The following is a 23053-nucleotide window of genomic DNA, read 5'->3' as shown; positions in this document are numbered from 1 at the left end:
CTACTCACTTCCGCACGGCGTTCAGATATTCGTGATACCCCTCATTGTTTTGCAGGGCCGCATCGATGTCCCGGTCGCCCTGGGCCTCCAACCAGGCGTAAAGATCGTCGTAAAGGGCCGGGTTCATGGCCAGGAAAGGCAGCAGTTGCCGATGCTTGGCCATGGCGAACTGCAGGGCGAAGTCCCCGGTTCGCTTGGCATCATCAGAACTCATCCCGTCCACCTCTATGGCTTCCTGGCCACGGTCATAGTCACCCTTCGAAACCCGTTCGAAGACGGATCCGGGCTCAAAGGCCGGCTGGTATTGATGGTCATCATCCTGCTTTTCCGCTGGATCAGGAAGCCGGGACTGATCCGGTTCCTCCTTGGACAGGCGTGCCAGCTCTACAGCTCCCAGCGGGGTGAACCCCTGGGCTGAGCCTGATTCGCCCGCCGAGCCTTGTCTGGACTGGCCGTCCACATGGCCTTTGTAGCCGGAAGAGACGCTCTCATCCTGTTGACCACGGTCATCACGAGCATTCTGGTCATAGCGTTCCTGATCAGGATCGGATTCAGCGGAACGCGAGCGACGAGCATCAGCGAAAAGGTCACGGCCGACCGGCTGCCTGTCCTCCTCCTGGGTGCCGACCAGCGGCAGACCCTGCTCGGATTCGTCCTCCTGCCACGGCAGGGGTCGGCGGTCTTCGTCACGAGAGTCCTGAGCCTGGAAGTCCCCTTCACGCCGGCCACCCTCGCGGTCTTCGATTTCTTTGTCATCCGGCTGGTCGGCATAGGCCCTGCGACGGTCCGCTACCTGACCATCTGCCGAGCCAGTACCTGCCGATCCCTTGTCAGTCTGGCCACGCTCTGCTGAATCAGGATCGTCATAATACCGCGCTTGCGAGTCACGCGTATTCGCAGACGCTGATCTTCCGGAGAAAGGCGGCGACGCGCTATCCTCCGAGTCGTGAGCAACTGAGGCAGACCTGGGACGATCTTGTGAAATTCCGTCCGCCTCTTGGGAAGAATCGGCTGTCTTGGCGGCACCCAGGGCCATATCATGAAGGGCAGTGACCCGGTTGCGAACCCCGTCGGCCTTGAAGATGCCGGTGGGCTCGCCGGCACGCATATCCAGAATGTCGTCAACGGACATGTCGGCTGCATCAGGCTCCACCGTGCCGCGGGGCTGTGTGGAGTATGAAAAGAGGTCAGGTACCCGGAGCGAGGGATCGGTTTGGTCTTCTTCGGGATTGCTGATGCGCACGAAATCGACAGGAACATCACCGAACTGGAAACGAGCCGAGGTGCTGGACAGGGGGTAAGCGGCATCCACAGGCAGCCTGACCAGTGATCCGTCAGACTGAATCAGATAGGACCCGTTGGTGGAACCCATGTCGCGCAGGGTGGCCAAACCGTCCTGATCGACGGTGAAAATGGCATGTCGTTTTGACATGGATTTAGTCTGATCGGTCACCTCCAGACGACGCCGGCCGTCATCGGGCAGCGGACGCAGAGGCTTGCGGCCGATCTCGACGGTCTCGCCAGGCTTGAGCCGGGTCTCTTCCACCCCATTGAACTTGATTATCCACACCTGCCCCGGTCGCCGATCGTCACTCACGTTTTCGACCTCCCAAATCTGCAGCCGCCTTCACTCGGTACTATCGCCTATTCTGTCATGAAACCCAGAGATAGGATTGATTGCGTGCCGAATTAACTGATAAAGGACACATGAAGGACTGGCAGACATGCCAGAGCAGTGAGCCTTCCCTGCAGGCAAGGCTTGGGCATCGAAGTGAACCGCATAAAATGGCGGCCGCCCTGGCTCCGGATAAAACCATCAGAGTCAATCAGCGGCCGCCATCATCGAATCAGCCCTGGTCGTCCTCTCCCTCATCGTGGTCATCAGCTGGGTGCGGAGTCATATGGACAACGAATTGGTCATCCTCCGGCACCCTACTGCGGTTTACGTGGTCGGAGTCTGACACATGACAGGAGACCGTCCCGAAAGCCGGTACACTCACCGGTCGCCAGCTGGCGCCCCAGCCATTGACGGTCAGGGCCGCCCGGATAGGCTCTCCGGTCGGGTTGTAGAGGATGACGCTGAGCTCGCCGTCGTCGCGAACGAAGGCAACCGAGCCCAGACCGCCTGTCCTGCCGTCGCGGGTATAGCTGGTGGAGGCCACCCTGCGAGCGCCGATCGGCACATCCTGCCCGAAATTACGGAGCATGAAGTATTCCAGATTGCGCTTGACACCGCCAGTTTGGGAATCGATGGTGATGACCCCGCGCCGGCCCATAGTCCGCGCCCAACTGGGCAGACCCTGCTCATCCAGAGCCAGATTCCACAGGTCAATCATGCCCACGCCCTGGCGGACCAGTCCGATGCCGATCTCTCCGAACATGACATGGCTGGCCTCGTCCACCTGCTCGTCCAGCATGCAGCGCCGCTCACTCATGACCGAGCGCCATCCGGGGAACTGCCTGGTGGCATTCACGACCCACTTGGGCAGGCCGGAATATGTATGCATAGCCGTACCGGCAAAGCTCTGAGCTTCGACAGGGGTCATATAGTCGCTGACCGGACGGCTGAAGAACCTCAGACCGTCATCACCGAAGAAGATCTCCACCTCGGGGAAGCTGCGATCCAGAGCCGGACGCAGGTAGTCCACACCCCAGCGCACCAGCTCCTCAGGGGTCCAAATCGTCATAGGCCAGGGTGGATTGTTTGAGGGCTCGTTCTGCATGGTCACTGCTGCAATGGGAATCCCGAGCTTCTGGTAAGCCTCGATAAAGCGGACAAAATAGCGGGCATAGGCCGCATCGACCGTGTCCTGTCGACGATAGCCGTTGCCGCAGTATTGCCCCAGCCGCAGACGACCAGCCCCGTCCAGCCGACCGCTGTCCTTCATCCAGGCGGGTGCGCTCCAGGGAGAGGCCAGAATCCGCACGCCCGGGTTGATGGCCATGATCTCCTGAAGGACGGGGACCACGTACTTCATGTCCCTGGTGGCTTCGGGCGAGCCTGGCTTCCCCTGCCCAATGGAGAAGTAGGACATACCCGCATCCGACAGTACTCCCTCGGGCAGGTCATCATAGGAGTAGTAGCGCTGGCTGGAGAAGTCGCAGGACCCCATGGAGATCCTCAAGGTGGACAGGCCCGCCTGAGCCGGGTCGAAGAGCTCGGTCAGAATCCGATGCCGTTGGTCGGCATCCATGGCCGTCATGAACAGGTAGGCGCTGGAGTCCGTCAGAGCAGCACCGGCCCCCTCCCAGTACTGGTAGCGTCTGGTTGGATCAATGACGATGGGTACGGCTGCGCCTGGTCCATTCGTCGTCTCAGGGATCGTTATCGGTTCTCGTCGTTGGGACAGATCCCCTGCCGTCGCGGTCCAGATCTCCTTCATAATCGTATTTCTCCTTCCGCCGGGATCTTTCCCGGTTTGCAGAATCCGAGCCTTAGTCCTGTCCGGGAGCCTTGTCATCCACGGTGTACTCAGGCAATTGCAGAGCGAAATCCTCATCTTCGGGCACTGCCGAATCGTTGATCCGCTCGCTTGTCGTCGCGTGCATGGTAACGGTCCCCCAGGCTGGCACGGTCACGCCCTGCCAGCGGTTCCCCCAGCCGTTAATGGTGACAGCCGCCTTGATAGGCTTGCCCGTGGGGTTGTAGATATGGGCGGCGATGGACCCGTCCGGTGCCAGGAAGGCCACGGAGCCCAGAGAGCCGCTCCAGCCGTCCGGTGTGTAGTTGCTGGAGTCGATCACCACCGAGCCCGGCTCTACGTCCTGGCCGAAGCTGCGGAGCATGAAATACTCCAGGTTCCTGCGGACCTTGCCGCTGCCATGATCGATGGTGACTACCCCGCGTCTGCCGTCGGCACCGATCTGGTTGGGCAGCCCCCGCTCGTCCAGGGCCATGTTCCACAGGGTGATGAAGGAAGAGCCATGGCGGACCAGCCAGTTGCCGATGACCCCGGACATGATGTGTGCGGCATCCTCCGGGGTCTGGTCCAGCATGCAGCGACGCTCGGTCATGCCGTAGAGCCACTGCGGATAGACCCGGTTGGCATAATCCAGATGCGGATAGTCGTTGTCATAGGTATGCAAGGTAAGACCGTCGATGGACCGGGCCTGCTCTGCGGTGACATCCTTGTCGACCGGTCCGGTCAGGCAGTGTCCAGAGTCATCGTTGATGAAAATGCGCACCTGGGCGTGCCGTCGATCCAGCGCAGGCCGCAGGAAGCGGTGGGCAAAGTCGGCCTGCTGGGCCAGCGTCCAGAGCATGGCCGGCCATGGAGCTGCATTGGAGGGCTCGTTCTGTACAGTGACCGCCCAGATGGGGATGCCTATGGCCTCCATCTCGTCGATGTAGCGGGCGAAGTAACGAGCATAGGCCCCTTCGACAGAGTCCTCCAACGGATTATAGCCGTTGCCTGTCCACTCATTGAAACGAAGATGGCCACCCATGCACAGGTGGCCGGTATTCTTCATCCAGGCTGGTGCAGTCCAAGGGGATGCGATGATCTTCACGGCAGGATTGATGGACAGTATCTCTTGCACGACGGGGATGATGTACTTGTAGTCCTTGGTGGCGTCCGGGGCACCGGGCTCACCCTCGCCCAGAGAGAACCTGACCAGATCCCTGTCCTGCTCGCCGAAGGGGATGTCGTCATAGGTGTAGTAGGGCTGGGAGGACGGCTCGCAGGAGCCCAGCGGAATGCGGATGACCGAAAAGCCGCCCTTGTCAGGGTTGAACATATCGTCCAGAAGAGCATGTCTCTGCTGCGCGGATTGACTGCCCCAAATCAGCGATGCCGCGGCATCAGTGATGGCGGCTCCGGCCCCGATCCAGGGCTGATGCCGCTGGCAGGGATCGATGACGATGGGCCTGGCGTCCTTGGGCTTCTCTCCCATTGGAGGGGCTTGCAGAGGCCGGCGGCGATCGGTCAGGTCACCAGAGGTCACGGTCCAGAACTGGTTGGTGAAGGTGATAGTCATGATTGCTCTCTCGTTGTCATATCTGGGCATCGGCGTCGTGGTCGATAGGACAGGGCTTAGCTTAGCAGCGAATCCAATCATGAACAAACTGTTTCGATCAACTTCGATCATTGCGATTGGATGATCATCCCTATGCCCCGAAGTGGCCGAAGCCGCGATCACAGCGGGGGGCGCAACCCGTCCATATACACCTATGCAGATCGGCTCAGGCAAGCATAGTCACCCCTGCGCGCACGGTCGGACAGGGTATAGGAAAAGCCCCGCACCGTCATTAACGGTTTGGGGCTTTTTAACATGCAAGGGCTCAGAAGAGCCGATGACTACTTGAGCTCGACGGTGGCGCCGGCCTCTTCCAGCTGAGCCTTGGCCTTGTCGGCGTCTTCCTTCTTGGCGCCTTCCAGGACGGCCTTGGGAGCACCGTCAACCAGAGCCTTGGCGTCGGCCAGACCCAGGTTGGTGATGGCCTTGACGGCCTTGATGACCTGAATCTTCTTGTCGCCGATGGCGGAGAGGACGACATCGAACTCGGTCTTCTCCTCCTCAGCAGGAGCAGCGGCACCGGGGGCGGCAGCGGCCACGGCCACAGGGGCAGAGGCCTCGACGTCGAACTCGTCCTCGAACTTCTTGACGAAGTCGGACAGCTCGACCAGAGTCATTTCCTTGAACGCGTCGATGAGCTCGTCAGCGGAGAGCTTGGCCATAATGGCTTCCTTTCATTTGTGGCGACCGGCATTGACTGGTAGGCCGATCACCGAACATCTTTTTTTGCGTTTACCGTATGAATCCGGGCCAATGGCCGTGAACTCAGGCGGCCTTTTCCTGCTTCTCGCGCAGGGCGTCGAACGTGCGCACGGCCTTGGTAGGCACAGCGACGAACAGGTTGGCGGCCTTGGACATGGTGCCCTTGAGCGCGCCGGCCATCCGGGAGAGCAGAACATCGCGGGATTCCAGATCCGCGATTTTCTCCATGGCATCCGCGTCAGCAACAGCTCCATCAATGAAGCCGCCCTTGACGATCAGTGCCGGGTTGTCCTTGGCGAAATCACGCAGCGTCTTGGCGGCATTGACGTAATCACCCTTGACGAAGGTGATGGCGCAGGGGCCGGCAAGCATCTCATCGAGACCCTCGATTCCAGCCTCTTTGGCCGCAATCCGGGCTAGCGTGTTCTTCGCCACGTTGTAGGAAGTATCGCGGCCTAGCTTGTTTCGCAGATCGGCGACCTGCGGAACACTGAGCCCGCGGTACTCGGTGAGGATGATGGCATCGGCGTCACGGAACTTGTCCGTCAGCCTGGCGACAGCCTCTTCCTTTTCGGGCCTTTTCATGGCGTTCCTTCCTAGACAGACCTCTGGAGGGAGCCGGACGACTGAGCATGGCGGGCAAAAAGAAAGCCCTGCCGACAGGCAGAGCGGAAAACAGGTCGCAAGGACCGATTTGAAACTCAACCTGTGCTGGCTCGATCAACCGAACTTAGGAGACCCAAGGGTCCCGACCAACGGTCTTTGGTATGCAAGGGCTAACAATACACAGATCAGAAAAGACTGTCAAGCCTGCGCGTGCGGCAGCACCAGATGGTGATGGCCGCAGGGCAGCGCATCCGCAAGCAACGATCCCGCTCTGCAACGAATGCCGGCCACCCGATTGTCGGCATCCAAGGCCTTCAGCATGATTGGCGACCCGTCCAGCAAGGCCTCGACCTGACCCCCTGGCCTGACACCACATATAGGCGGGAGGACCAAATGACCCCGACAGCCCTGCGGCACCACCAGGTCCAGATCGATATCCGGCAGGGGGACAAACCCTGGCCTGCTATCCGCTTTTCCTGTAATCCTATAGGAGATATGGATGTCCCCAGTGGGCACGGGCATGGTCAGCTCGGCCCTGCCCAGACCTCCAGGTTGGAGCGCGACAACGAATTCTCGGTACCCGGGTTTCAAAGGCCGCAGCCCCATCAGCCCGCTGGAAATCAGCCAGACAGGTGAGGCCCCCCATGGGTGCGAATAGGTGGTGTTGGATTTGATCGATGGGTCCCAGGCCTCCATGGTGCCTCCAGCACCCTGGTCCAGCATATGCTTCCAGGTGCGGATACCGTCACCTGCCGAAAGCAGAGCCAAGGCATCAGCCCCTAGACCCGATCGATAAAGTCCATCCAAAAGCACGGCGGCCGCATAGGCGCTGCAGGCCATCCCTCTACGACGCAGATAGGCACCGACCGCCTCCAGACGAGCGGGATCAGAGGGAGGCGCAAAAGCCAGAACAAAGGCCGAAGCATGCATTGCGCAGTGATCGATGGCCGGACCCTCGGGACCGTCTAGCAGACCATCCCGGTAGGCGCCGACCGCTGGATCGTAGAGCCGCTCATCCAGGGCCTCCTGCATTTTTCGGGACACCTCTGCCAGACGGCCGGCTCTGCTGCGACGGCCCAAGGCCCGCGACAGACGAGCCATGGCTTTATAGGCAGCACTGGCCAGTGCGTTGATGACCGTATTGACACGGCCGAAGACATATCCATCGCGTTCAACGGGCGGCCAGTCGACCAGGTCGCCATCCATCTGGCTGGAAGTGCCGGGGTCCTTGACGATCAATCCGCTGTCTTGGTCCAGATATTTGTCTGGCAGCAGTCCCATCAGCCGTTCGTACTGGGCTGCCGCCTGGGTCAGATCTCCGGTGTGCATCCAGGCATCGTGCACAGCCAAAATGCTGTAGAGGGGCCACTCGGTGGGCCAGGTCCTGTTGGCGATGAGATAGTCCAGGCTGTAACGGCCCAGGGCGGGCGCATCATCCAGCACCATATGAGCCCGCTGCTGGATCCAGGCATCAGCCTCATAGGGAGCCCGTTCCCGAGTCCAGGAATCTACGTAGATGTCAGCGTTGAGTCCCCTGATGGTGTTCCGCCCCAGCTGCCAGACCCCATCCAACAGAGGCCTGTCGCAATGAAAACTGGCGTGGTCGTCATATACGGGAGCCTCAAGGCACTCCGCCCACAGACCCCCGTCAGGCAGGCTCGCCAGCAGCCCTTCAGGGTCAGATTCCGCAGGCCAGATCAGCTCCAGATATCGAAAGACCCGGATTCCCCAAGTCTGTGCCCGGTTGCTGCCAGGTTGCAGCCGCCAGCGATCCTGATAGACGTTGGAGGTGGCCAGACGGTAACGAACGCCTCCCTGGCCGTCCAGAACCTCCCCGTAGCGGACGGTCAGATCCAAATGTTGCGACAGATCCACCCGAAGCCCGATGCCGCCCAGCCGCACGGAGCCGAAGTCCAGCAGAAGATGGCCAGGAGCAGCCGCTAAAACTCGATGAGCTTTCACCCGAGTCAGTCTGGTGCCATCTGCAGGAGCGGCAAGGCACTTGGAGAATGAGGGCCGAATCCGAACCTTCCGCCAGGCAGAGTCGTCAAAGCCCGGCCGAGAAAAACCCCAAGGATATCGGGACAGGTCGATGTCCTCAGCCGGAGCCTGATAGTAGGTTGTGCCGATGGACGCGCTGTCAGGAAAGGCCTTGGCACCGCTAATAGCCTTCCATTCGGCGTCTGTGCCATAGTGCTCCACACTGCCGTCAGGCCGGCCCACATCCAACTGGGCCTGAAAGCGTCGGCCTTCCATGGCATAGGCCACAACACCCAGAACATTCTCCGCTCCCGGACGCAAGAGGCCGGTGACCTCGTAGCCCCTGTAACGATCCTCTCCATCCAAGGGGAATACCGGTCCACAGCCCAGAAAGCGCCCATTGAGCCATAGTCGGTAGACAAACTGACGCGCAGGTACGGTGCTGTCAGCGGTCGCGTACAGACTGGCCCAGAGGATTGGCCCCGGGGGCAGCCGGACCACACCACGCATCAGGGCCCAACCTTCGGCATTGCCCTGAGGACCCGAGGAGTTCTTTTCGTCATCTTCGGACCAAATGGCTCGAGCGTGCCAGACCAGGCCAGGCCCCGTGCCAAAGGTGATGGGTTCAGACCCTATCAGCCGACGGCCCTGTGCATCCAGTAGAAGAACGGTCAGCCAATACCGTCGCGAAGGATCCATATCAGGTCCAGGCAGACGGCTTCCATTGAGCTCGTCCGCAGGTTGGATGCCGGTGTCTGCAAGCATCCTTCCCTTAGGGTGTTCGAAGACTCGTACCCTAGCGAAACGGACCTTATCCGCCCAGGACGGCAAAGGATCCAGCCTCCACCTGACCGTGGGCTTGGTACCAGGTTCGATATCTACGGGACAGTCCCGATCCTCGATCAACACCTGCAAAGGCCCGCAGTCCATTCCAGCGAATCCTCCTCGAACCTGCTCACAAATACAATTTTTCTTCGCGAACCACTATTGCCGGTAGTCCTGCAGCGCGGTGAAGGAGGAGCCCTTGGCTCCAGCTTCAGGCAGTCCATACATGGCCTGGATATCTGGGTCCTTGCTCTCGCGGGCCATCTGCCGGAAGAAGGGATCGGCCTGCCAACGCACAGCAGCCCAGACCAGATACCAGATTAGACCTGTGGCCAGAAGAGCCACCAGGATAGGCGAGCGCATCAGCCCCCAGGCATACCCTGCCAGGACCGCCAGTGACAGAACCAGCATGTACCAACGACGCACCGACAGGAGGAGGCCATTGATCAACACCTTGCGGATGCGCGCCCGAGGATATTCCACCAGCAGTACCAGAGAGACCAGGCCGGCCTGCAACAGGAGCAGCAGGCATACCAGGATGGGGAGGAACAGGAGCTGTCCCCATGAGAGCTGTAATGCAATCTGCAGATCATAAATCAGCGCGAAAGCGATAAGTCCCAGAGGCAGCCAAGTCGCCCATGACTTCAGGGCCAGAACCTTGTAGGCCCGCCAGTAGGCGCAGAAGAATCCATAGACCGTCCCCGAATCCACATAGGGCTTTGCTATCCAATCCGGCAGAGCATGCCCTCGCTCTGTCATGGAATCCAGAGCCTGCCGCCTGGCCCTGGCAGAGGACGAGGACAGGCCTGGATGATCACGGTAGATGGCAAAGAGGGCAGCCAGACCAGGCGCGGACAGCACGGCAGCCACCAGGTAGGTCGGGAAATACTGCGGGTCCCGCAGAAAGATCAATACAGCAGCCAAAGGCAGCATCCCCAGCAGGGAGCAGCATCCAGCGCCCAACACCACAGCAACGGAGTTGGTTATCCCGAGGAGCGCCCGCATGGCATAGCCCTTGGCGGGACGCCCCTGGTCGCCATCGTTCCCAGCCAAGGACTCAGCCTTTCATGCCGGATGTCGCAATGCCGGCAATGAACTGCTTCTGACCGATGAGGAAGACGATCAGAATGGGCAGGACCGAAAGAACCGAGCCGGTCATGATCATGGCATAGTCGGCATTGTACTGGGAGATGAACAGTTTGAGGCCCAGCTGGATGGTGTACAGATTCTGCGAGCGCAGGTAGATCAACGGCCCCATGTAGTCATTCCAAGTATTTGTGAAGGTGATAATAGCCAAGGCCGCCAAAGATGGTCCAGACAGAGGCAGTACGATACGCCAGTAGATGCCGAATTCGCTCAAACCGTCCAGCCTGGCCGCCTCGGACAGATCCTCGGGAATGGTGTCGTAGAACTGCTTCATCATGAAGACGCCAAAGGCGCCGAAGGCCTGCAGAAGGATGATGGACCAACGCGTGTCAGACAACCCTACTGCAGAGATCATCTTGAACTGGGGAATCATGTAAGCCTGCCAGGGCACGGCCATAGTGGCGATGTAAATCAAGAAGAGAGTGGTTCTTCCCCGAAAAGGAATTTTGGAGAAGCCATAAGCAGCGAAAGAGCCGGTGAAAACCTGAAGAAAAGTCACCACGATGGCAAAGAAAACGGTGTTGACCAGCCAGGTCATCATGTCGGACTTGGTCCAGATGTCCAGGTAATTGCCCCACTGCCAGACAGAGGGGAACCACTTGATGGGGATGGCGTAGACCTCGTTGTTCGGCTTGAGCGAGGAAAGGACCATCCAGACGAAGGGCAGCAGCACGAAAGCGCTGACCGCCAGCATTGCGGCATATCCGATGACGGAGCCGATCACTTTAGTCGGAGAAGCCTTGTGGACGTTCCAGGGTATGTCCTCTCCGGAATTGCGCTGGTCGATAGTAGTTGCGATGGGACTTGTCATGCGTCAGTCCTCCTTGGAGTTGTTGTACCAGAACTGTGCCAGGGTGACCACCATGCAGATGGCCAGGAGAACCAGGGACACGGTTGATGCATACCCGAAGTCTCCGCGTTCGAAGGCCACCCGGTAGATGTACTGGGCCAGGACCAGGGTGCTCGTGCCAGGTCCGCCGTTGGTCATGACCAGGGTCAGATCCAGGATCTTGAAGGAACCAATGGTTAGGGTGACCATCACGAAGAAGAGGGTGGGGCGCATCATTGGCACGGTCACATGCCAGAACCTTTGCCAGCCGTTGGCTCCATCCAGTTCCGCCGCCTCGAACATCTCCGAGGGGATGGTCTGCAGGCCGGCCAGAAGCAGGATCATGTAATAGCCGACCTCTCTCCAGGTGCCGACGATGATGACCGCCGGCATGGCCCAGGCCGTGGAGCCCAGCCACCCTGGAGGATTGGAGACAAACAGTTTGAGCAGCATGTTGATGGGTCCGGATTTGGGGTCGAAAAGCATGCCCCAGACTTGAGCGGCAGCAACTATGGAAGTTATATAAGGGAAGAAAGCTACTGTGCGGAAGAAGGCTCGACCGCGCAGTTTGGAATTGAGCAGCACAGCCAGCCCGAAGGCCAGGATCAACGTCAGCGGAATGTGCACCAGGGAGTAGTAGATGGTGTTCCAGACCGATTGCATGAAAATCCGGTCACGGGTCAGCCGCGACCAGTTCTTCAATCCGTTGAAAATAGGGCTGCCAAAGGCCGACCAGCGGGTGAAGGCTATGTAGAAGAGGGTTAGCGTTGGGAACAGGGTCAGCGCTATGAACCCGATAAAATTGGGCGAGACGAAAAGCAAGCCATTGCGCAAATTCCGATGGGAGATGGCTTTAGCGTCGACACTGTTGCGTCCGCCGGATCTCTTGTTTCGCCCACCGCCAGAACCCCCTATTGTCGATGGGATGGTTGCCTCCGCTGTGCCATTCACAATCGGTTCCTGTATTTCTGACATACTCATCTCCTTCACACCCGTGCCTTACGGTCCCCCTGGAAATCAGGCACGGTGCAGGGGATCCGAATCAAAATCCGATAGTGGGATTGACTCGGATCCCCAAAATTAATGCCTACTCGTCCAGAATGCCTTGATCCTGAACGTTTTGCGTTGTCTCCTTAAGAGCGGCATCGACCGACTTGGTCTCGGTCATAATGGCTGAATGGGTGTCGGACAGAATGGAGTTAATGGTGTCTGTTGCCTGGTCGACTGGGGCCTCAAGCTTCATATCGTGAGTGCTCCAAGCCTTCTTTGAAGCCTCGTCATTGGCCATCCCTTCCGGAGAAAAGAAGGTCTGAGTGATTTTGTCGTTGATGTATGCAGGGGTAGTGGAGAGCTTGGCCAATTCGTTGGCCCCTCCCTCGCCCACGGCCCACTTGACGAACTCCTTGGCGGCCGCAAGCTTCTGACCGCTGGTCTTGGAGGAGATGGCCAGGCTGGTCGGACTGCCAAAAGTGATGGGAGTCTTAGGCACTTTGCGATCGGGGTTCTGTGGCACTGGCGCCATACCCCAACTGAACTTCTGGGCTTCCCCGGAATTCTGCTGAGTAAGCAGGGTGGCGGCGTACCACGTTCCCATGGGCATCATCGCTGCTTTCTGCGTGCCGAACTGCGGCTGGTACTGAACCTTGTTGGTAAACGCAGTGTTCCAATCGATGGTCAGCTTGTCATCCTGCCATGCCAAGGCTCGCTTGTAATAGGGCTTCATGTAGGAGAAATCAGCCTTGAGGAAGGTTTGGCTCGCAGGTTTGCCACACTGGGCTATGGCAAAGGACTGAACTACGGCCTGCCAACTGTGCATGTACATGGGGTAGACGCTGTTGGCGTCATAGCCGGCCTCGGGCAGCTTCTGTTTGAGCTGTTTGGCTGCCTTGGTGTAGTCATCCCAAGTCCACTTGGCATTGGGCTCCTCCAGGCCAGTCTTCTTGAACATGTCCTTGTTGTAAAAAAGCACCCAGGTGTCTGTACGATAGGGCAAGGCATAGTACTTGCCATCACGTTCATAGCCGCTGAGACTGATGTGCTTGTCATTCTTGAAGTTGGATGCAATATCAGAAATATCAGCCAATCCTTGCGACTCTGAATAGGTCACATACTTGATCAGGTTCTTCAGCGGGAAAACATCAGGCTGGGCACCAGAAGAGATATCCGCCGTCAGCTGCTTATCGTAATCGTCAGCCGAGTACTGCTTGATGTTGACCGTCACATTGGGGTGGGCCTTATGGAAACCATCGGCCAGAGCCTTGAACTCAGGAGTCATGTCCAAAGACCATCCCGCAAAGGTGATTGCCGTTTGGGCCTTGCTGTCGAATCCATCCCCAACTGCCGAGGCCTGTTTACTGCTTGCTCCTCCACTACTTCCGCAGCCAGACAGCAGCATAATAGCCGCGGAAGCCACCGCTAAAGTCTTGGTTACAGTTTTCACGTTCATGGTCATCCCTTTCCTTCGGCGACAATGCCGCGGAACAGGCCGGGTTAGCCGACCCTTATCTCGCCTCTGATGAATCACAGCCATCAGAAAAGCCGTTGCTGGCTTACCTGCCTCGTGAATGTTCTCGGGCGATCACAACTAGACTAAGTGGTAAGAAAATGACTTCAAGAGTTTGTTGCAGTCTGTTTCCATCTAGTTTTGCCCCAAACAGTAGGTATACACTGATAAGGCAGGCTGGGGGCATCGGCCGTCATTACTGCTTTCATCATTGATAAGGCAAAGCATCGAGGCCAAACATGAATCAGGCAGAATCAGCGACTGAGAACGGCGGGCAGGACCAGGCAGGAGGGTTCCCCGAACCGCCGGTTTCAGGATGGCTACCTGCACAGCGACGAGAGCTGATTCTGAACATGCTGCTCAGAGAAAACGTGGTTAGGGTGTCCGACCTGGCTCGAATGATGAGGACAACCGATATTACTATCCGAAGGGACTTGAATATACTGTCCAAAGCCGGTCTGGTCAGAAGGGTGCGGGGTGGCGCTTTGGCCGTCAAATCGTTGGATTCCCAGGACCAATCTGCCTGCTCTTTCGCAACATCTTCTTCTTACAACGCTGATGTAGCCTTGACCGGATTATCCGGCTCCTCGAATAAAGCCGAAGCAGCCTCGATCAACGTGGTCACCGGAAGAGACGCTTCGAATCGAACTGGCCAACGTAACGGTGATGGAAGATTGAGCCGCAAGAAAATCAGCAAAGACGAAGCCAGCGGCAGCACATCGAACCCCACTATGGGCGAGGCTGCAGGTCAGGATAGAGCAACTGTCGTTCAAGCAGGCCGAATCGGAGTGGCTCTGCCCGAGCCCAGCTTCATTTGGCCCTCGGTTACGGAAACCATCAGGCGCATGGCGGCGGAACCTTATGGATTGCAAGTCATATCCGGGGAAACTTCCTACGAGACCTACCCAGAAGTAGACATCCTGGATGATCTGGCCGCCGATCCGCAGATACGTGGAATGATCGTGGCTCCTAGCGTCGATCCGGCCATCGGACCGGCAACCTGGCAGTGGCTGACCAAATGTCGACTGCCTATCACTCTTTTGGAGCGGCATCCCCCGCGTTGGTTGCCCGTTTTCTTTGACTCCGTCCATACCGACCATCCGGCCGGAGTCCGCCGAGGACTGCTGCACTTCCGTCAGCACGGCCATCATCGGGTGGGGTTAGCCCTGGGCCACACCCCGACTGCAGCCGATATCGAGCTAGGCTGGCGGCTGATGATGGCAGAGGGGGACGGCCTGGAACAGACCTTCCTGCTGAAAGACAAACAGCCTTATGCGGCCGAGGATGTGGAGCAAATCGTCACGACTATTCTGGAAACGCACACCACAGCCGTCCTGGTCCATCCCGACTACCTGTCTATCGCCCTGGTACAAGCCCTGGAACGGCGGGGCCTTCACATTCCCTGTGACCTGTCCATGATCACCATTGACGGTTACACCAAGCGCCTAACGGTTCTGCGATCCTCGGCCCAGGACCTGGCAGCCGCTGCACTGCGCTTGCAGGTGCGACGGATGCGGAACCCGGACCAGCGCATCGAGCACGTCCGCATAGAACCGACGCTCATCGACCGAGGATCAGTGGCTGATTTAGACGAAGAACACGAAAGGTCCTTTTAAGAACTGTGCAAAGCTGTTCATCCTACTTGCTTCATATGATTGGCTTCAGCGCAGCGGTCAGCACTCAGAGCTCACGCACGATGCCCAGCACCAGCCTGGCGGCCGTGTCCGCATATTCGGAGATGTCAAACTCCCGGAAAACCTCGTAGTCGGTGTCGGCGTTGTCGCTCAGAGCGCGGATGACCAGTGCCGGCACCTTGTTACGGGCCGCCACATGGCAGACAGCCGCCCCTTCCATCTCGACCGCATCGGCCCCGGTCTGCTCCTTGACCTGGGCAATCTTCTCCTGGCTGTCCACAAAGTAGTTGCCGGTCGCAATGGTGCCGACGATATGCTTGATCCCCATGGCATCCAAGGTCCGATCAGCCAGATTCAGCAGGTGAGGGTCTGAGTGGAACTCCTCCGTGCCGGGGGCCGACTGGGCCACCAATCGCATGTCGGTATCCAGATAGCGCAGGGTGCCTCCAAGAACCACGTCATTGATGTGCAGGTCCTTGTTCAGGTTGCCGGCGATGCCGGAGAAGATGACGGCCTTGGGATGGAAAGCATCAATCAGATACTGTGTGGTGGCGGCAATGTTGACGGTGCCCATGCCGCCCACGGTGGCAGCCAGCCGAACCAGGCCGTGTGATCCATCAAGGGTACCACTTATGACCTTTAACCCAGCATCGCCAGCACGGGAATCCTGATCCGCCTGTTTCAGGCCTTGGCCGATCAGGGCCACCTCCTCATCCATGGCTCCTATGACGGCAACCGGCCGCTGATCTTCACCCTCCAGGGAATCGCCTGCTTCACTCATGTCTGACTCCTTACCCATGATTTCACCCGCAACTGCGTCCCGATCAGCCTACTGCAGACCGCAAGTCAACGAGCCGTGCCACGACGACGTTCCACTGCCTCCGCCAGCTCCTCCAGCAGATCCTGAGTATCAGGCCATGAGATACAGCGGTCGGTGATCGAACACCCGTAAACCAGTTGGTCCAGCGGAGCCGGCTTCTGATTGCCACCACGTATGAAACTCTCCATCATCAGCCCGGTAAAGCCCTCCTCGCCATCGCCTATTCGCTGGGCCAACTCATGGACAACCTGGATCTGGCGCCGCTCATCCTTGCCAGAATTGCCGTGGGAAGCATCGATGAGCAGTCCGTGGGCAGCTGCGCTGTCCTTGGGCATGCGCTGGCGCAGCACGGCAAGCGCCGCCCGCACCGAGTCCTGATCGTAATTGGGGCCGGACTTGGAGCCGCGAAGAACCAGATGGCAGTCGGGGTTGCCCATGGTCGCGACGGCTGCGGCCTGGCCCTCGTGGTCTATTCCGAAGAAGGTGTGACGTTGAGAGGCCGCATAGCAGGAGTCGATGGCCACATCCACGCTGCCGTCCGTAGCGTTCTTGAAGCCGATGGGCATGGACATGCCGCTGGCCAGTTGGCGATGGACCTGGCTCTCCGTGTTCCGAGCACCGATGGCTCCCCAGCTGACCGCATCAGAGATGTACTGGGGCGATGTTGGTTCCAGGAATTCCGTGGCCGCTGGGAGCCCGGTCTCCAGCACACCCAGAAGAATCCGCCGTGCCAGGACCAGGCCCTTTTGGATATTGTGGCTGCCATCCAGGTCGGGGTCATTGATCAAGCCCTTCCAACCGACCGTGGTACGCGGCTTCTCGAAGTAGACCCGCATGACGATCAGCAGCCGATCCTTTAACCGTTCATTGACGGCCGACAGACGACGAGCATAGTCCAGAGCGGCATCAGGGTCGTGGATGGAGCAGGGACCCACAATGACCAGCAACCGGTCGTCCCGTCCATGCAAACAGTCCACGATCTCCTGCCGGGAGCGGATGACCAGGTCCTTGGCCGGTCCATCCAAAGGGTACCGGGTCAGCATCTGCGCGGGTGAAGGCAGGCGGTCAAGCTCAAAGACCCGCCTGTTGACGATTCGGCCTATGCCTACCTCGTCCTCCCACCTGGGCAAGTTCCCGGACTGCAATGGATTGACGCCGGCCGCCAGCGCCTTGTGCACCAGTTCAACCTCGTAAGCCTTGCTGGGTCGGGGCAGGGGCTCCTGTGGCTCATCCTTCATCCGACTCATGCCTTCTTCCTTTCCCGACGGGCTTGCACGGCATCAGCCAGGATCTGCAACAGTTCCTCGGTCCTGTCCCAGGAGATGCAGGAATCGGTGACGGACCTGCCGAAGACCAGCTGATCCAGTGGGGCCGGTTTCTGGTGACCGCCCTCTAGGAAACTCTCCATCATGATGCCCGACAGGCCTTGCTCGCCCTTGGCGAGACGGTCTGCCAGCTCCTCGACCACCTGGGCCTCACGTACGGGGTCCTTGCCGCAGTTACCGTGGGCTGCATCCACGATCAGGCCTCGGCAGGCGCCGGGGCCCAATGGTGCCTGATGTATGGCCTCCAGGGCGGATCGGACGGATTCCGGATCGTAATTGGGACCATGACCAGAACCGCGCAGAATGATGTGGCAGTCAGGGTTGCCCCTGGTCTCGGCAGCGATGACATGGCCGTCCAGGTTGATGGACAGGAAGTGATGCTCGGATGCCGCAGCCAGGCAGGAATCGACCGCAGCCTCTATGCTGCCATTGGTCGAGTTCTTGAAGCCCATGGGCATGGACATGCCGCTGGCCAACTCCCTGTGGACCTGGCTCTCCGTGTTCCGAGCCCCGATGGCCCCCCAGCTGACCGCGTCGGAAAGATATTGTGGGGTGATGGGGTCCAGCCACTCCGTGGCCGCCGGAATCCCCTGGCCCAAGACCTGCCAAAGCACCTGGCGGGCCAGACGAATCCCCTTGCGGATGTTGAATGTTCCATCCAGGTCAGGGTCGTTGATCAGCCCCTTCCAGCCGACCGTAGTCCGGGGCTTCTCGAAGTAGACCCTCATGACGATCAGCAGCCGATCCTTCAACCGCTCATTGACGGCCGACAGACGACGGGCGTACTCCAGAGCAGCCTCCGGGTCGTGGATGGAACAAGGGCCGGTGATGACCAGCAGCCTGTCATCCCGTCCATGCAGAACTTCGCGAATGGCCTGGCGGGAGTCCCTTACCAGACTCATCCGCTCCGGATCCAAGGGTCGCGAGCGCAGAAAAACCCTAGGGGCCGGGATTGGGTCCAGCTGACGAATGTTGACATCCACTGTTTCGGGAAAGACGGCCGTATCGGCAAAATACTGCCGCTCCTCTTCCGGGATGATATCCGGTTCCTTGACGAATGCCACGGTCGCTCTCCTCTCTGTCGTACTGCGACGATTACGCCCGAATTCCTTATGACCGCCCACATCCGGGCCAATGTGGACAGTCCGTTCCCGCGATCCTTATAGACCACGGGGACGAACAGTTTGATGGATAAAAGTGGATGAATTAGTGCAGTAGCTCAGGCCAAGGCACCCATGGGGTCCCAGGCGGGCAGCATGATGGCATCCTGGTCGAAGGCCTGGCGATACTCCTCAGACAGCATGGACTTGGGTACGGCCACCTCGTAGACATACTGGCTGAACCAGTCGTCGCTCATGGTGAAGTAGCCCTTGTTGGCGATCTCTTCGCCCCAGGAGTTCTCCACCCGCCAGCGGTTGGTGGTCCGGCCGTCATCGGCCACGTCCACACCCACGAATGCCATGGCGTGGTTCTGGGCCGAGTCGCCGAAGCGCACCCGCTGCTCCTTATCCATGTCGAAGTCCACTCCGTAGACCCGACCATACTCGAACAGGTCTGTGGCCCACTGACCGGCCTTGCGGTCCATCATGGGGTGGCAGTCGGCGCCGAACCATACCGGCAGGCCCTGCTCGCTCATCAGACGACGTGCGCAGTCCTTCATGACCTCCACCGGAACGTTCAGATACTCGGTGGGATCGCCGCCAGCCACGTTGCCCAGGTGCTCGATGCCGATCTTGCGGCCCTTGGGGTGCTCGGGGCGCGGATCGTCGACCAGGCAGACATAGTCCTCAAGTCCGGCATTCACGTAGCGCTTCCAGAACTCCTGCGGGGTAATCCGCCCATCCCGGTGGAAGATGCCATCCTTGTCGGTCCACTCCCAGTCGAAGCTGGTGGGCGGAGTGCCCAGATGAATGGTCAGCATACGATGACCGGCCTCCAGGGTCCTATCGATGATCTCGTCGATGCCGTCTGGGTTGGCCACCATGTGAGCCGTGGCCTGGTGGAGCAGACGACGCAGCTGATCGTTCATCTGGCCGGTGTCCTGGGAGGAGGCGGTCTCGGGGTAGAACTGCTTGGGCACTGCGCCGTACTTCTTATAGATGTTCATGGCCATGATCCACTGGCCGCCATCGCCCATGACATCGCCCATCAGGAAGCGCATGAGCTGGGAGTCGACGGGCTCGCCGGCACGCACCAGAGCCGCTACGTCGCGCAGGAAGTAGTTGACGCGCTCAAGCTTGTCATAGTACATGGCGTAGTTCTGGGACAGCTCGAAGTCGCCCATGGGGTTGGCGGTGCTTTCGTCATCAATGTTCAGAGCCTTGCGGGCCACGAATCGGGCCACGTTCAAGGAGCTGAAGAGCCAGCAGCGGCCGGAATGCGCCTGCGAGGTGACCGTGCCATTGTCGATGCTGACCGAGAATCGGTGCTGCAGCAGGCGGGAGCGATTATAGTTGTGGGCCACTTCGTCAATGCCTACCTGGGTGACGGCGTTCATGGCGACGTGATTGGCCTCGCGCTCATCGAAGGCGGTGCGCAGGCCCTCCAAACGGGTCTGATCCAGTGGTGTCAGTGCTGATGTCATACGGTCTGTCCTTGCTTCCTTTCATGCGGATGTATCTGCATCCCTGCATCCAGCATAGCGGGAATCGGTCATCGTGGGTTCGTCTGGAGGAGGATGTGGACAGCTACATCTATCAAGCCAGGGAGAAGCGCTGAGCCGCATTGACCACGGCCAGGACCACCAGGACAGCCAGCCCAAGGGAGATCCAGCCCTTATAGGTGCCAGGGCGTGAGCGGTTGGCGCGCAGGCGGTCTGCCAGCTGTCCCCGAATCAGCCAGAGGACGACCAGTCCCCCAACCAGGCCCAGAAGGGTCATCCCCTGGTTGATCAGCGTGCCGGTGCGGGCCGGCACCGTCTGGGTCAGCCACATCATGGCGTCGGCCAGGACCAGGTTGTTGAAGATATGCAAAGCCATGGACCAGAGGATGGAGTATTCCATGGCGATGAAACCCAGAACCAGACCCAAAAGGAAGGTGAACAGACTCTGGGTGATGTCCCCGTGCAGGCAGGCGAAGACAAACGAGGAGGTAACGATGGCGAAGGTCCGTCCGTAGGGTCTGAGCCTGCCCATGACCACGCCGCGCAGCAGGAACTCCTCGACGACGGGGACCAGAATAGCCGTGTCCAGTGGCGACAGGAACCCATGCTGACCCGCAGCGATCTGCGAAGTGGTGGAATGGTAAACCAGCCCCAGCGCCTGGGAGCCCTGGTTGACCACCCAGGTGAAGCCTGTCTCGATGCTGCTGGCCAGCATGATCAGCAGGATGGCCCCGACCAGTACGGCTGGACCAGGGTTGGCCTGAGCCTTGTAGCGCACCGGGTTGGAGCCGCGGCCAAGCAGGTCCTGGCCGCGGGTGCCAAAGAGGAAGACCAGCATGACCAGATCGCCCAGCAGATCACCTAGCCCCGGCTGACGGGCAATGCCCAAGGCTGCAGCCACCGAAGGCAGATTCAGAACCCCTGCGATCAGGTTGGCCACCACCAGATACACCAGGGCGTAGAGGGATTGCAGGTCCACTCCCCGGCGCACCTGGGCGCTCCATGAGCGTAAGGGCCCTGGAGATCCGCTCGATCCTCTCCGTCTGTCCGCAGCATCCGCCTCGGTCGAATCTGTGGCGGGTGACTCAGATAATGAGTGATTTGATTGCTGCATGATGCTCTCCCAACCCTGTGACCCCATGGCCTGCGCCCTTCACCACTGACTCTAGACCAGAGCAAGGGTCCGGATCGAGATTGACGCCCATGCCGGTTTCGGCATGGGATCAGGCAACTTCAAGACAAGAAAAAGCCGGGTTGCAGATCATGCCTGCAATCCGGCCCTGGCGAATAGTGACGCTCGCTGATCAGTCCCGATCGGTCGGAGCCATGCCATCATTGACCGGCGGAATTACCGTAGTCTCCTGGTCAGTGACCGCCTTCTCCACCTGGCCAACCTTGGCCTGGGCCGGCGCATCACCGGTCTGATCGGATGCATCGGGCAGGACGCTCGGTGCCGGGGAGGGCAGGACCTGAGTCGGCATATTGGCCGAGGATCGGACAGTCACAGCCGCGCTGGTCTCATCTTCGGAACTGCCGGCTGAAGCAGCTGCCACGTCATCAGTTGCCAGATCATCGGCTGGCTGACTCGCTGCGACCGAATCGTCCGATGCCTGAGGAGTTTCTTCCTGGGGGTCGGCAAGGGGCTGGCCTACACCATTATCCTCGCTTTCAGCCTTCGTCGCTGGGGTCGGCAATGGATCAGCGGCAGGCACCGCGTTGACCACGGGCACGCTTGGTGCCTGCCCCTCGTCCTGATCATTGACCACAGTCTCGTCATGGAAGCCGTCGAAGTTGCCGAAGGACTTGGAGAAGATGTTCCGCAACTCATCGACCCGAGAGGTAATGGTGGCTTCCCGGTGCTGCAGCTTGGTGATGTGGTCCTTGAGCCCGTCCAGCTCAGCCTGTGCGGCCTTGCGTTGAGCCTCGACCTCGGCCTGGGCGCGCTGCTTGGCCTCCTCCAGCAGCTGGCTGGCCTTGCGCTCGGACTCCTCGCGCTTGAAGGAGGCGAACGAATCGGCATCCTTGCGGGTGGCCTTGGCCTGCTCAATCAGCTCCTGGGTCTCCTTCTCGGTCTTGACCCGCCGCTCCTCCAGGCTCTTGAGCAGCTCGCCCACCTTCTTGGTGGCATCCTCCTGCTGGGCGGCGATGTCGGAGCGCACCTGCTCGGCCTCGGCGTTGACCTTGGCCATGGTCTCGGCGCTGGTGACCTTGGAATCGTCCACAATCTGCTGGGCTTCCGACTTGGCCTTGTCAGTGATCTCAGAAGCTTGCCTGCGGGCGTCATTCAGGCTCTTGGAGACCTGCTCGCGCACGTCGGCCAGCTTCTTGTTGGCATCGGCCAGGGCTTTCTGAATCTGATCGTTGGCATCCTTCTTGAGCTTGGCGATCTCCTCGTCGCTCTTGCGTCGCTTGTCGGCGATCTCCTTGGCGGCCTTGGCCTTCTGCTCGGACAGCTCCTTGTCCTGGGTGGCCTTGTTGGTGGCCAGCCGCTTCTCATGCTCTTCGCGGGAGTTCTGCAGCTCCAGATCCAGGGCCTGGCGACGTTCGGCCACCACCTTGTCAGCCGCGGACTTGCTCTGTTCGCTCTGCTGCTTGGCGGTGGTGGTGACGGTCCTGGCTTCGTCGTTGGCGGCCTCGACGATGGACTTGGCCTTGGCGTTGGCCTCGTCCACGATGTGCTTGGCTTCAAGCTGGGCCTCGTTGACCAGGGTCGTCGCCTTCTCCTGGGCGGAGGTCTTGGTGGATGCCGCATCCTGCTTGGCGCGGTTGAGCAGCTCGGTGCTGGTCTGTTCGGCCGAAGCCAGCAGCTGCTGGGCGTTGGCTCCAAGGGAGGCGAAGGAGTTGCGAGGCTGCTCGACCTTGCGGGACTTGGCCTCCTGGAGTTCCGCCTCCAGCTTCAGAATGCGATCGTCATCGGCCTTGATCTGCTGACGCAGCCGGGCCAAATTGCTCCGCGAGGCCGCCAGGGCCTGGTCGACCCGCTCCTTGTCATAGCCTCGCAGGACAACGGGAAACTGATCTTCGGCCATGGAAACACTCCTCTTCGCCACCAAGACATACCGGCC

General features: G+C 59.7%; 17 protein-coding genes. 1 reads left to right on the top strand and 16 read right to left on the bottom strand.

What is annotated here, in order from left to right; all coding sequences use genetic code 11:
• Positions 1-4: 4 nt before the first annotated feature.
• The 10 genes from H3T93_RS06185 to H3T93_RS06140 all read right to left on the bottom strand — a co-directional run bounded on the left by H3T93_RS06185 (position 5) and on the right by H3T93_RS06140 (position 13550).
• Positions 5-1597, bottom strand: coding sequence for a variant leucine-rich repeat-containing protein (locus tag H3T93_RS06185; RefSeq protein ID WP_233439355.1), 1593 nt, complete (start codon positions 1595-1597; stop codon positions 5-7).
• 250 nt (positions 1598-1847) lie between these two features.
• Entirely contained in the window at positions 1848-3383 is a 1536-nt protein-coding gene (locus tag H3T93_RS06180) for a glycoside hydrolase family 30 protein (RefSeq protein ID WP_144178410.1), read from the bottom strand.
• Positions 3384-3435: 52 nt separating this feature from the next.
• Positions 3436-4977, bottom strand: coding sequence for a glycoside hydrolase family 30 protein (locus tag H3T93_RS06175; RefSeq protein ID WP_144178409.1), 1542 nt, complete (start codon positions 4975-4977; stop codon positions 3436-3438).
• Positions 4978-5297: 320 nt separating this feature from the next.
• A complete protein-coding gene (rplL, locus tag H3T93_RS06170; RefSeq protein WP_045924837.1) occupies positions 5298-5678 on the bottom strand; it encodes a 50S ribosomal protein L7/L12 in 381 nt (126 codons plus the stop codon).
• Positions 5679-5781: 103 nt separating this feature from the next.
• Complete coding sequence (gene rplJ / locus H3T93_RS06165; RefSeq protein WP_015022404.1) at positions 5782-6303, bottom strand: 50S ribosomal protein L10; 522 nt, start codon at positions 6301-6303, stop codon at positions 5782-5784.
• Positions 6304-6522: 219 nt separating this feature from the next.
• A complete protein-coding gene (locus H3T93_RS06160; protein WP_186363987.1) occupies positions 6523-9069 on the bottom strand; it encodes an alpha-L-rhamnosidase-related protein in 2547 nt (848 codons plus the stop codon).
• Between the two features lie 219 nt (positions 9070-9288).
• The gene (locus H3T93_RS06155; protein ID WP_144178406.1) at positions 9289-10182 is read right to left on the bottom strand and encodes a hypothetical protein; all 894 of its coding nucleotides are present in this window, start codon (positions 10180-10182) and stop codon (positions 9289-9291) included.
• Positions 10183-10186: 4 nt separating this feature from the next.
• Positions 10187-11086, bottom strand: coding sequence for a carbohydrate ABC transporter permease (locus tag H3T93_RS06150; RefSeq protein WP_144178404.1), 900 nt, complete (start codon positions 11084-11086; stop codon positions 10187-10189).
• 3 nt (positions 11087-11089) lie between these two features.
• Positions 11090-12079, bottom strand: coding sequence for a carbohydrate ABC transporter permease (locus tag H3T93_RS06145; protein ID WP_232348701.1), 990 nt, complete (start codon positions 12077-12079; stop codon positions 11090-11092).
• 112 nt (positions 12080-12191) lie between these two features.
• Positions 12192-13550, bottom strand: a complete 1359-nt coding sequence (locus tag H3T93_RS06140) for an extracellular solute-binding protein (RefSeq protein WP_186363986.1) — start codon at positions 13548-13550, stop codon at positions 12192-12194.
• 296 nt (positions 13551-13846) lie between these two features.
• Between H3T93_RS06140 and H3T93_RS06135 the strand changes: the two genes are divergently transcribed.
• Positions 13847-15223, top strand: a complete 1377-nt coding sequence (locus H3T93_RS06135) for a substrate-binding domain-containing protein (protein WP_144178400.1) — start codon at positions 13847-13849, stop codon at positions 15221-15223.
• A gap of 64 nt (positions 15224-15287) precedes the next feature.
• On the opposite strand, the gene mtnN is transcribed toward H3T93_RS06135, so the two are convergent.
• The 6 genes from mtnN to H3T93_RS06105 all read right to left on the bottom strand — a co-directional run bounded on the left by mtnN (position 15288) and on the right by H3T93_RS06105 (position 23017).
• Positions 15288-16022 (bottom strand): 5'-methylthioadenosine/S-adenosylhomocysteine nucleosidase, encoded by a 735-nt coding sequence (gene mtnN, locus H3T93_RS06130; RefSeq protein WP_144178398.1) that lies wholly within the window; start codon positions 16020-16022, stop codon positions 15288-15290.
• A gap of 65 nt (positions 16023-16087) precedes the next feature.
• On the bottom strand, positions 16088-17308 hold the full coding sequence (locus H3T93_RS06125; protein WP_121913631.1) for a 3-deoxy-7-phosphoheptulonate synthase: 1221 nt from the start codon (positions 17306-17308) through the stop codon (positions 16088-16090).
• Positions 17305-18450, bottom strand: a complete 1146-nt coding sequence (locus H3T93_RS06120; RefSeq protein WP_144178396.1) for a 3-deoxy-7-phosphoheptulonate synthase — start codon at positions 18448-18450, stop codon at positions 17305-17307. The genes H3T93_RS06125 and H3T93_RS06120 overlap by 4 nt, the downstream gene beginning before the upstream one ends.
• 155 nt (positions 18451-18605) lie before the next feature.
• A complete protein-coding gene (locus H3T93_RS06115) occupies positions 18606-19970 on the bottom strand; it encodes a C1 family peptidase (RefSeq protein ID WP_144178394.1) in 1365 nt (454 codons plus the stop codon).
• 112 nt (positions 19971-20082) lie between these two features.
• The gene (locus tag H3T93_RS09140) at positions 20083-20979 is read right to left on the bottom strand and encodes a CPBP family intramembrane glutamic endopeptidase (RefSeq protein WP_052733376.1); all 897 of its coding nucleotides are present in this window, start codon (positions 20977-20979) and stop codon (positions 20083-20085) included.
• A 313-nt stretch (positions 20980-21292) separates the two neighbouring features.
• Positions 21293-23017, bottom strand: coding sequence for a cell division protein (locus H3T93_RS06105; protein ID WP_046323341.1), 1725 nt, complete (start codon positions 23015-23017; stop codon positions 21293-21295).
• Between the last annotated feature and the right edge of the window lie 36 nt (positions 23018-23053).

Origin of the sequence: Bifidobacterium sp. M0404, from assembly GCF_016101415.1 — a bacterium.
Taxonomy (GTDB): Bacteria; Actinomycetota; Actinomycetes; order Actinomycetales; family Bifidobacteriaceae; genus Bombiscardovia; species Bombiscardovia polysaccharolytica.
The sequence above is the reverse complement of the archived record's forward strand: the minus strand, read 5'-3'. Positions and strand labels throughout refer to the sequence as shown.

Bases quoted from the DNA above. Each gene is read 5' to 3' on its own strand.
- H3T93_RS06180 (WP_144178410.1), bottom strand. From the start codon at position 3,383: ATGAAGGAGATCTGGACCGCGACGGCAGGGGATCTGTCCCAACGACGA.
- H3T93_RS06175 (WP_144178409.1), bottom strand. From the start codon at position 4,977: ATGACTATCACCTTCACCAACCAGTTCTGGACCGTGACCTCTGGTGAC.
- rplL (WP_045924837.1), bottom strand. From the start codon at position 5,678: ATGGCCAAGCTCTCCGCTGACGAGCTCATCGACGCGTTCAAGGAAATG.
- rplJ (WP_015022404.1), bottom strand. From the start codon at position 6,303: ATGAAAAGGCCCGAAAAGGAAGAGGCTGTCGCCAGGCTGACGGACAAG.
- H3T93_RS06160 (WP_186363987.1), bottom strand. From the start codon at position 9,069: ATGCTTGCAGACACCGGCATCCAACCTGCGGACGAGCTCAATGGAAGC.
- H3T93_RS06150 (WP_144178404.1), bottom strand. From the start codon at position 11,086: ATGACAAGTCCCATCGCAACTACTATCGACCAGCGCAATTCCGGAGAG.
- H3T93_RS06145 (WP_232348701.1), bottom strand. From the start codon at position 12,079: ATGTCAGAAATACAGGAACCGATTGTGAATGGCACAGCGGAGGCAACC.
- H3T93_RS06140 (WP_186363986.1), bottom strand. From the start codon at position 13,550: ATGAACGTGAAAACTGTAACCAAGACTTTAGCGGTGGCTTCCGCGGCT.
- H3T93_RS06135 (WP_144178400.1), top strand. From the start codon at position 13,847: ATGAATCAGGCAGAATCAGCGACTGAGAACGGCGGGCAGGACCAGGCA.
- mtnN (WP_144178398.1), bottom strand. From the start codon at position 16,022: ATGAGTGAAGCAGGCGATTCCCTGGAGGGTGAAGATCAGCGGCCGGTT.
- H3T93_RS06125 (WP_121913631.1), bottom strand. From the start codon at position 17,308: ATGAGTCGGATGAAGGATGAGCCACAGGAGCCCCTGCCCCGACCCAGC.
- H3T93_RS06115 (WP_144178394.1), bottom strand. From the start codon at position 19,970: ATGACATCAGCACTGACACCACTGGATCAGACCCGTTTGGAGGGCCTG.
- H3T93_RS06105 (WP_046323341.1), bottom strand. From the start codon at position 23,017: ATGGCCGAAGATCAGTTTCCCGTTGTCCTGCGAGGCTATGACAAGGAG.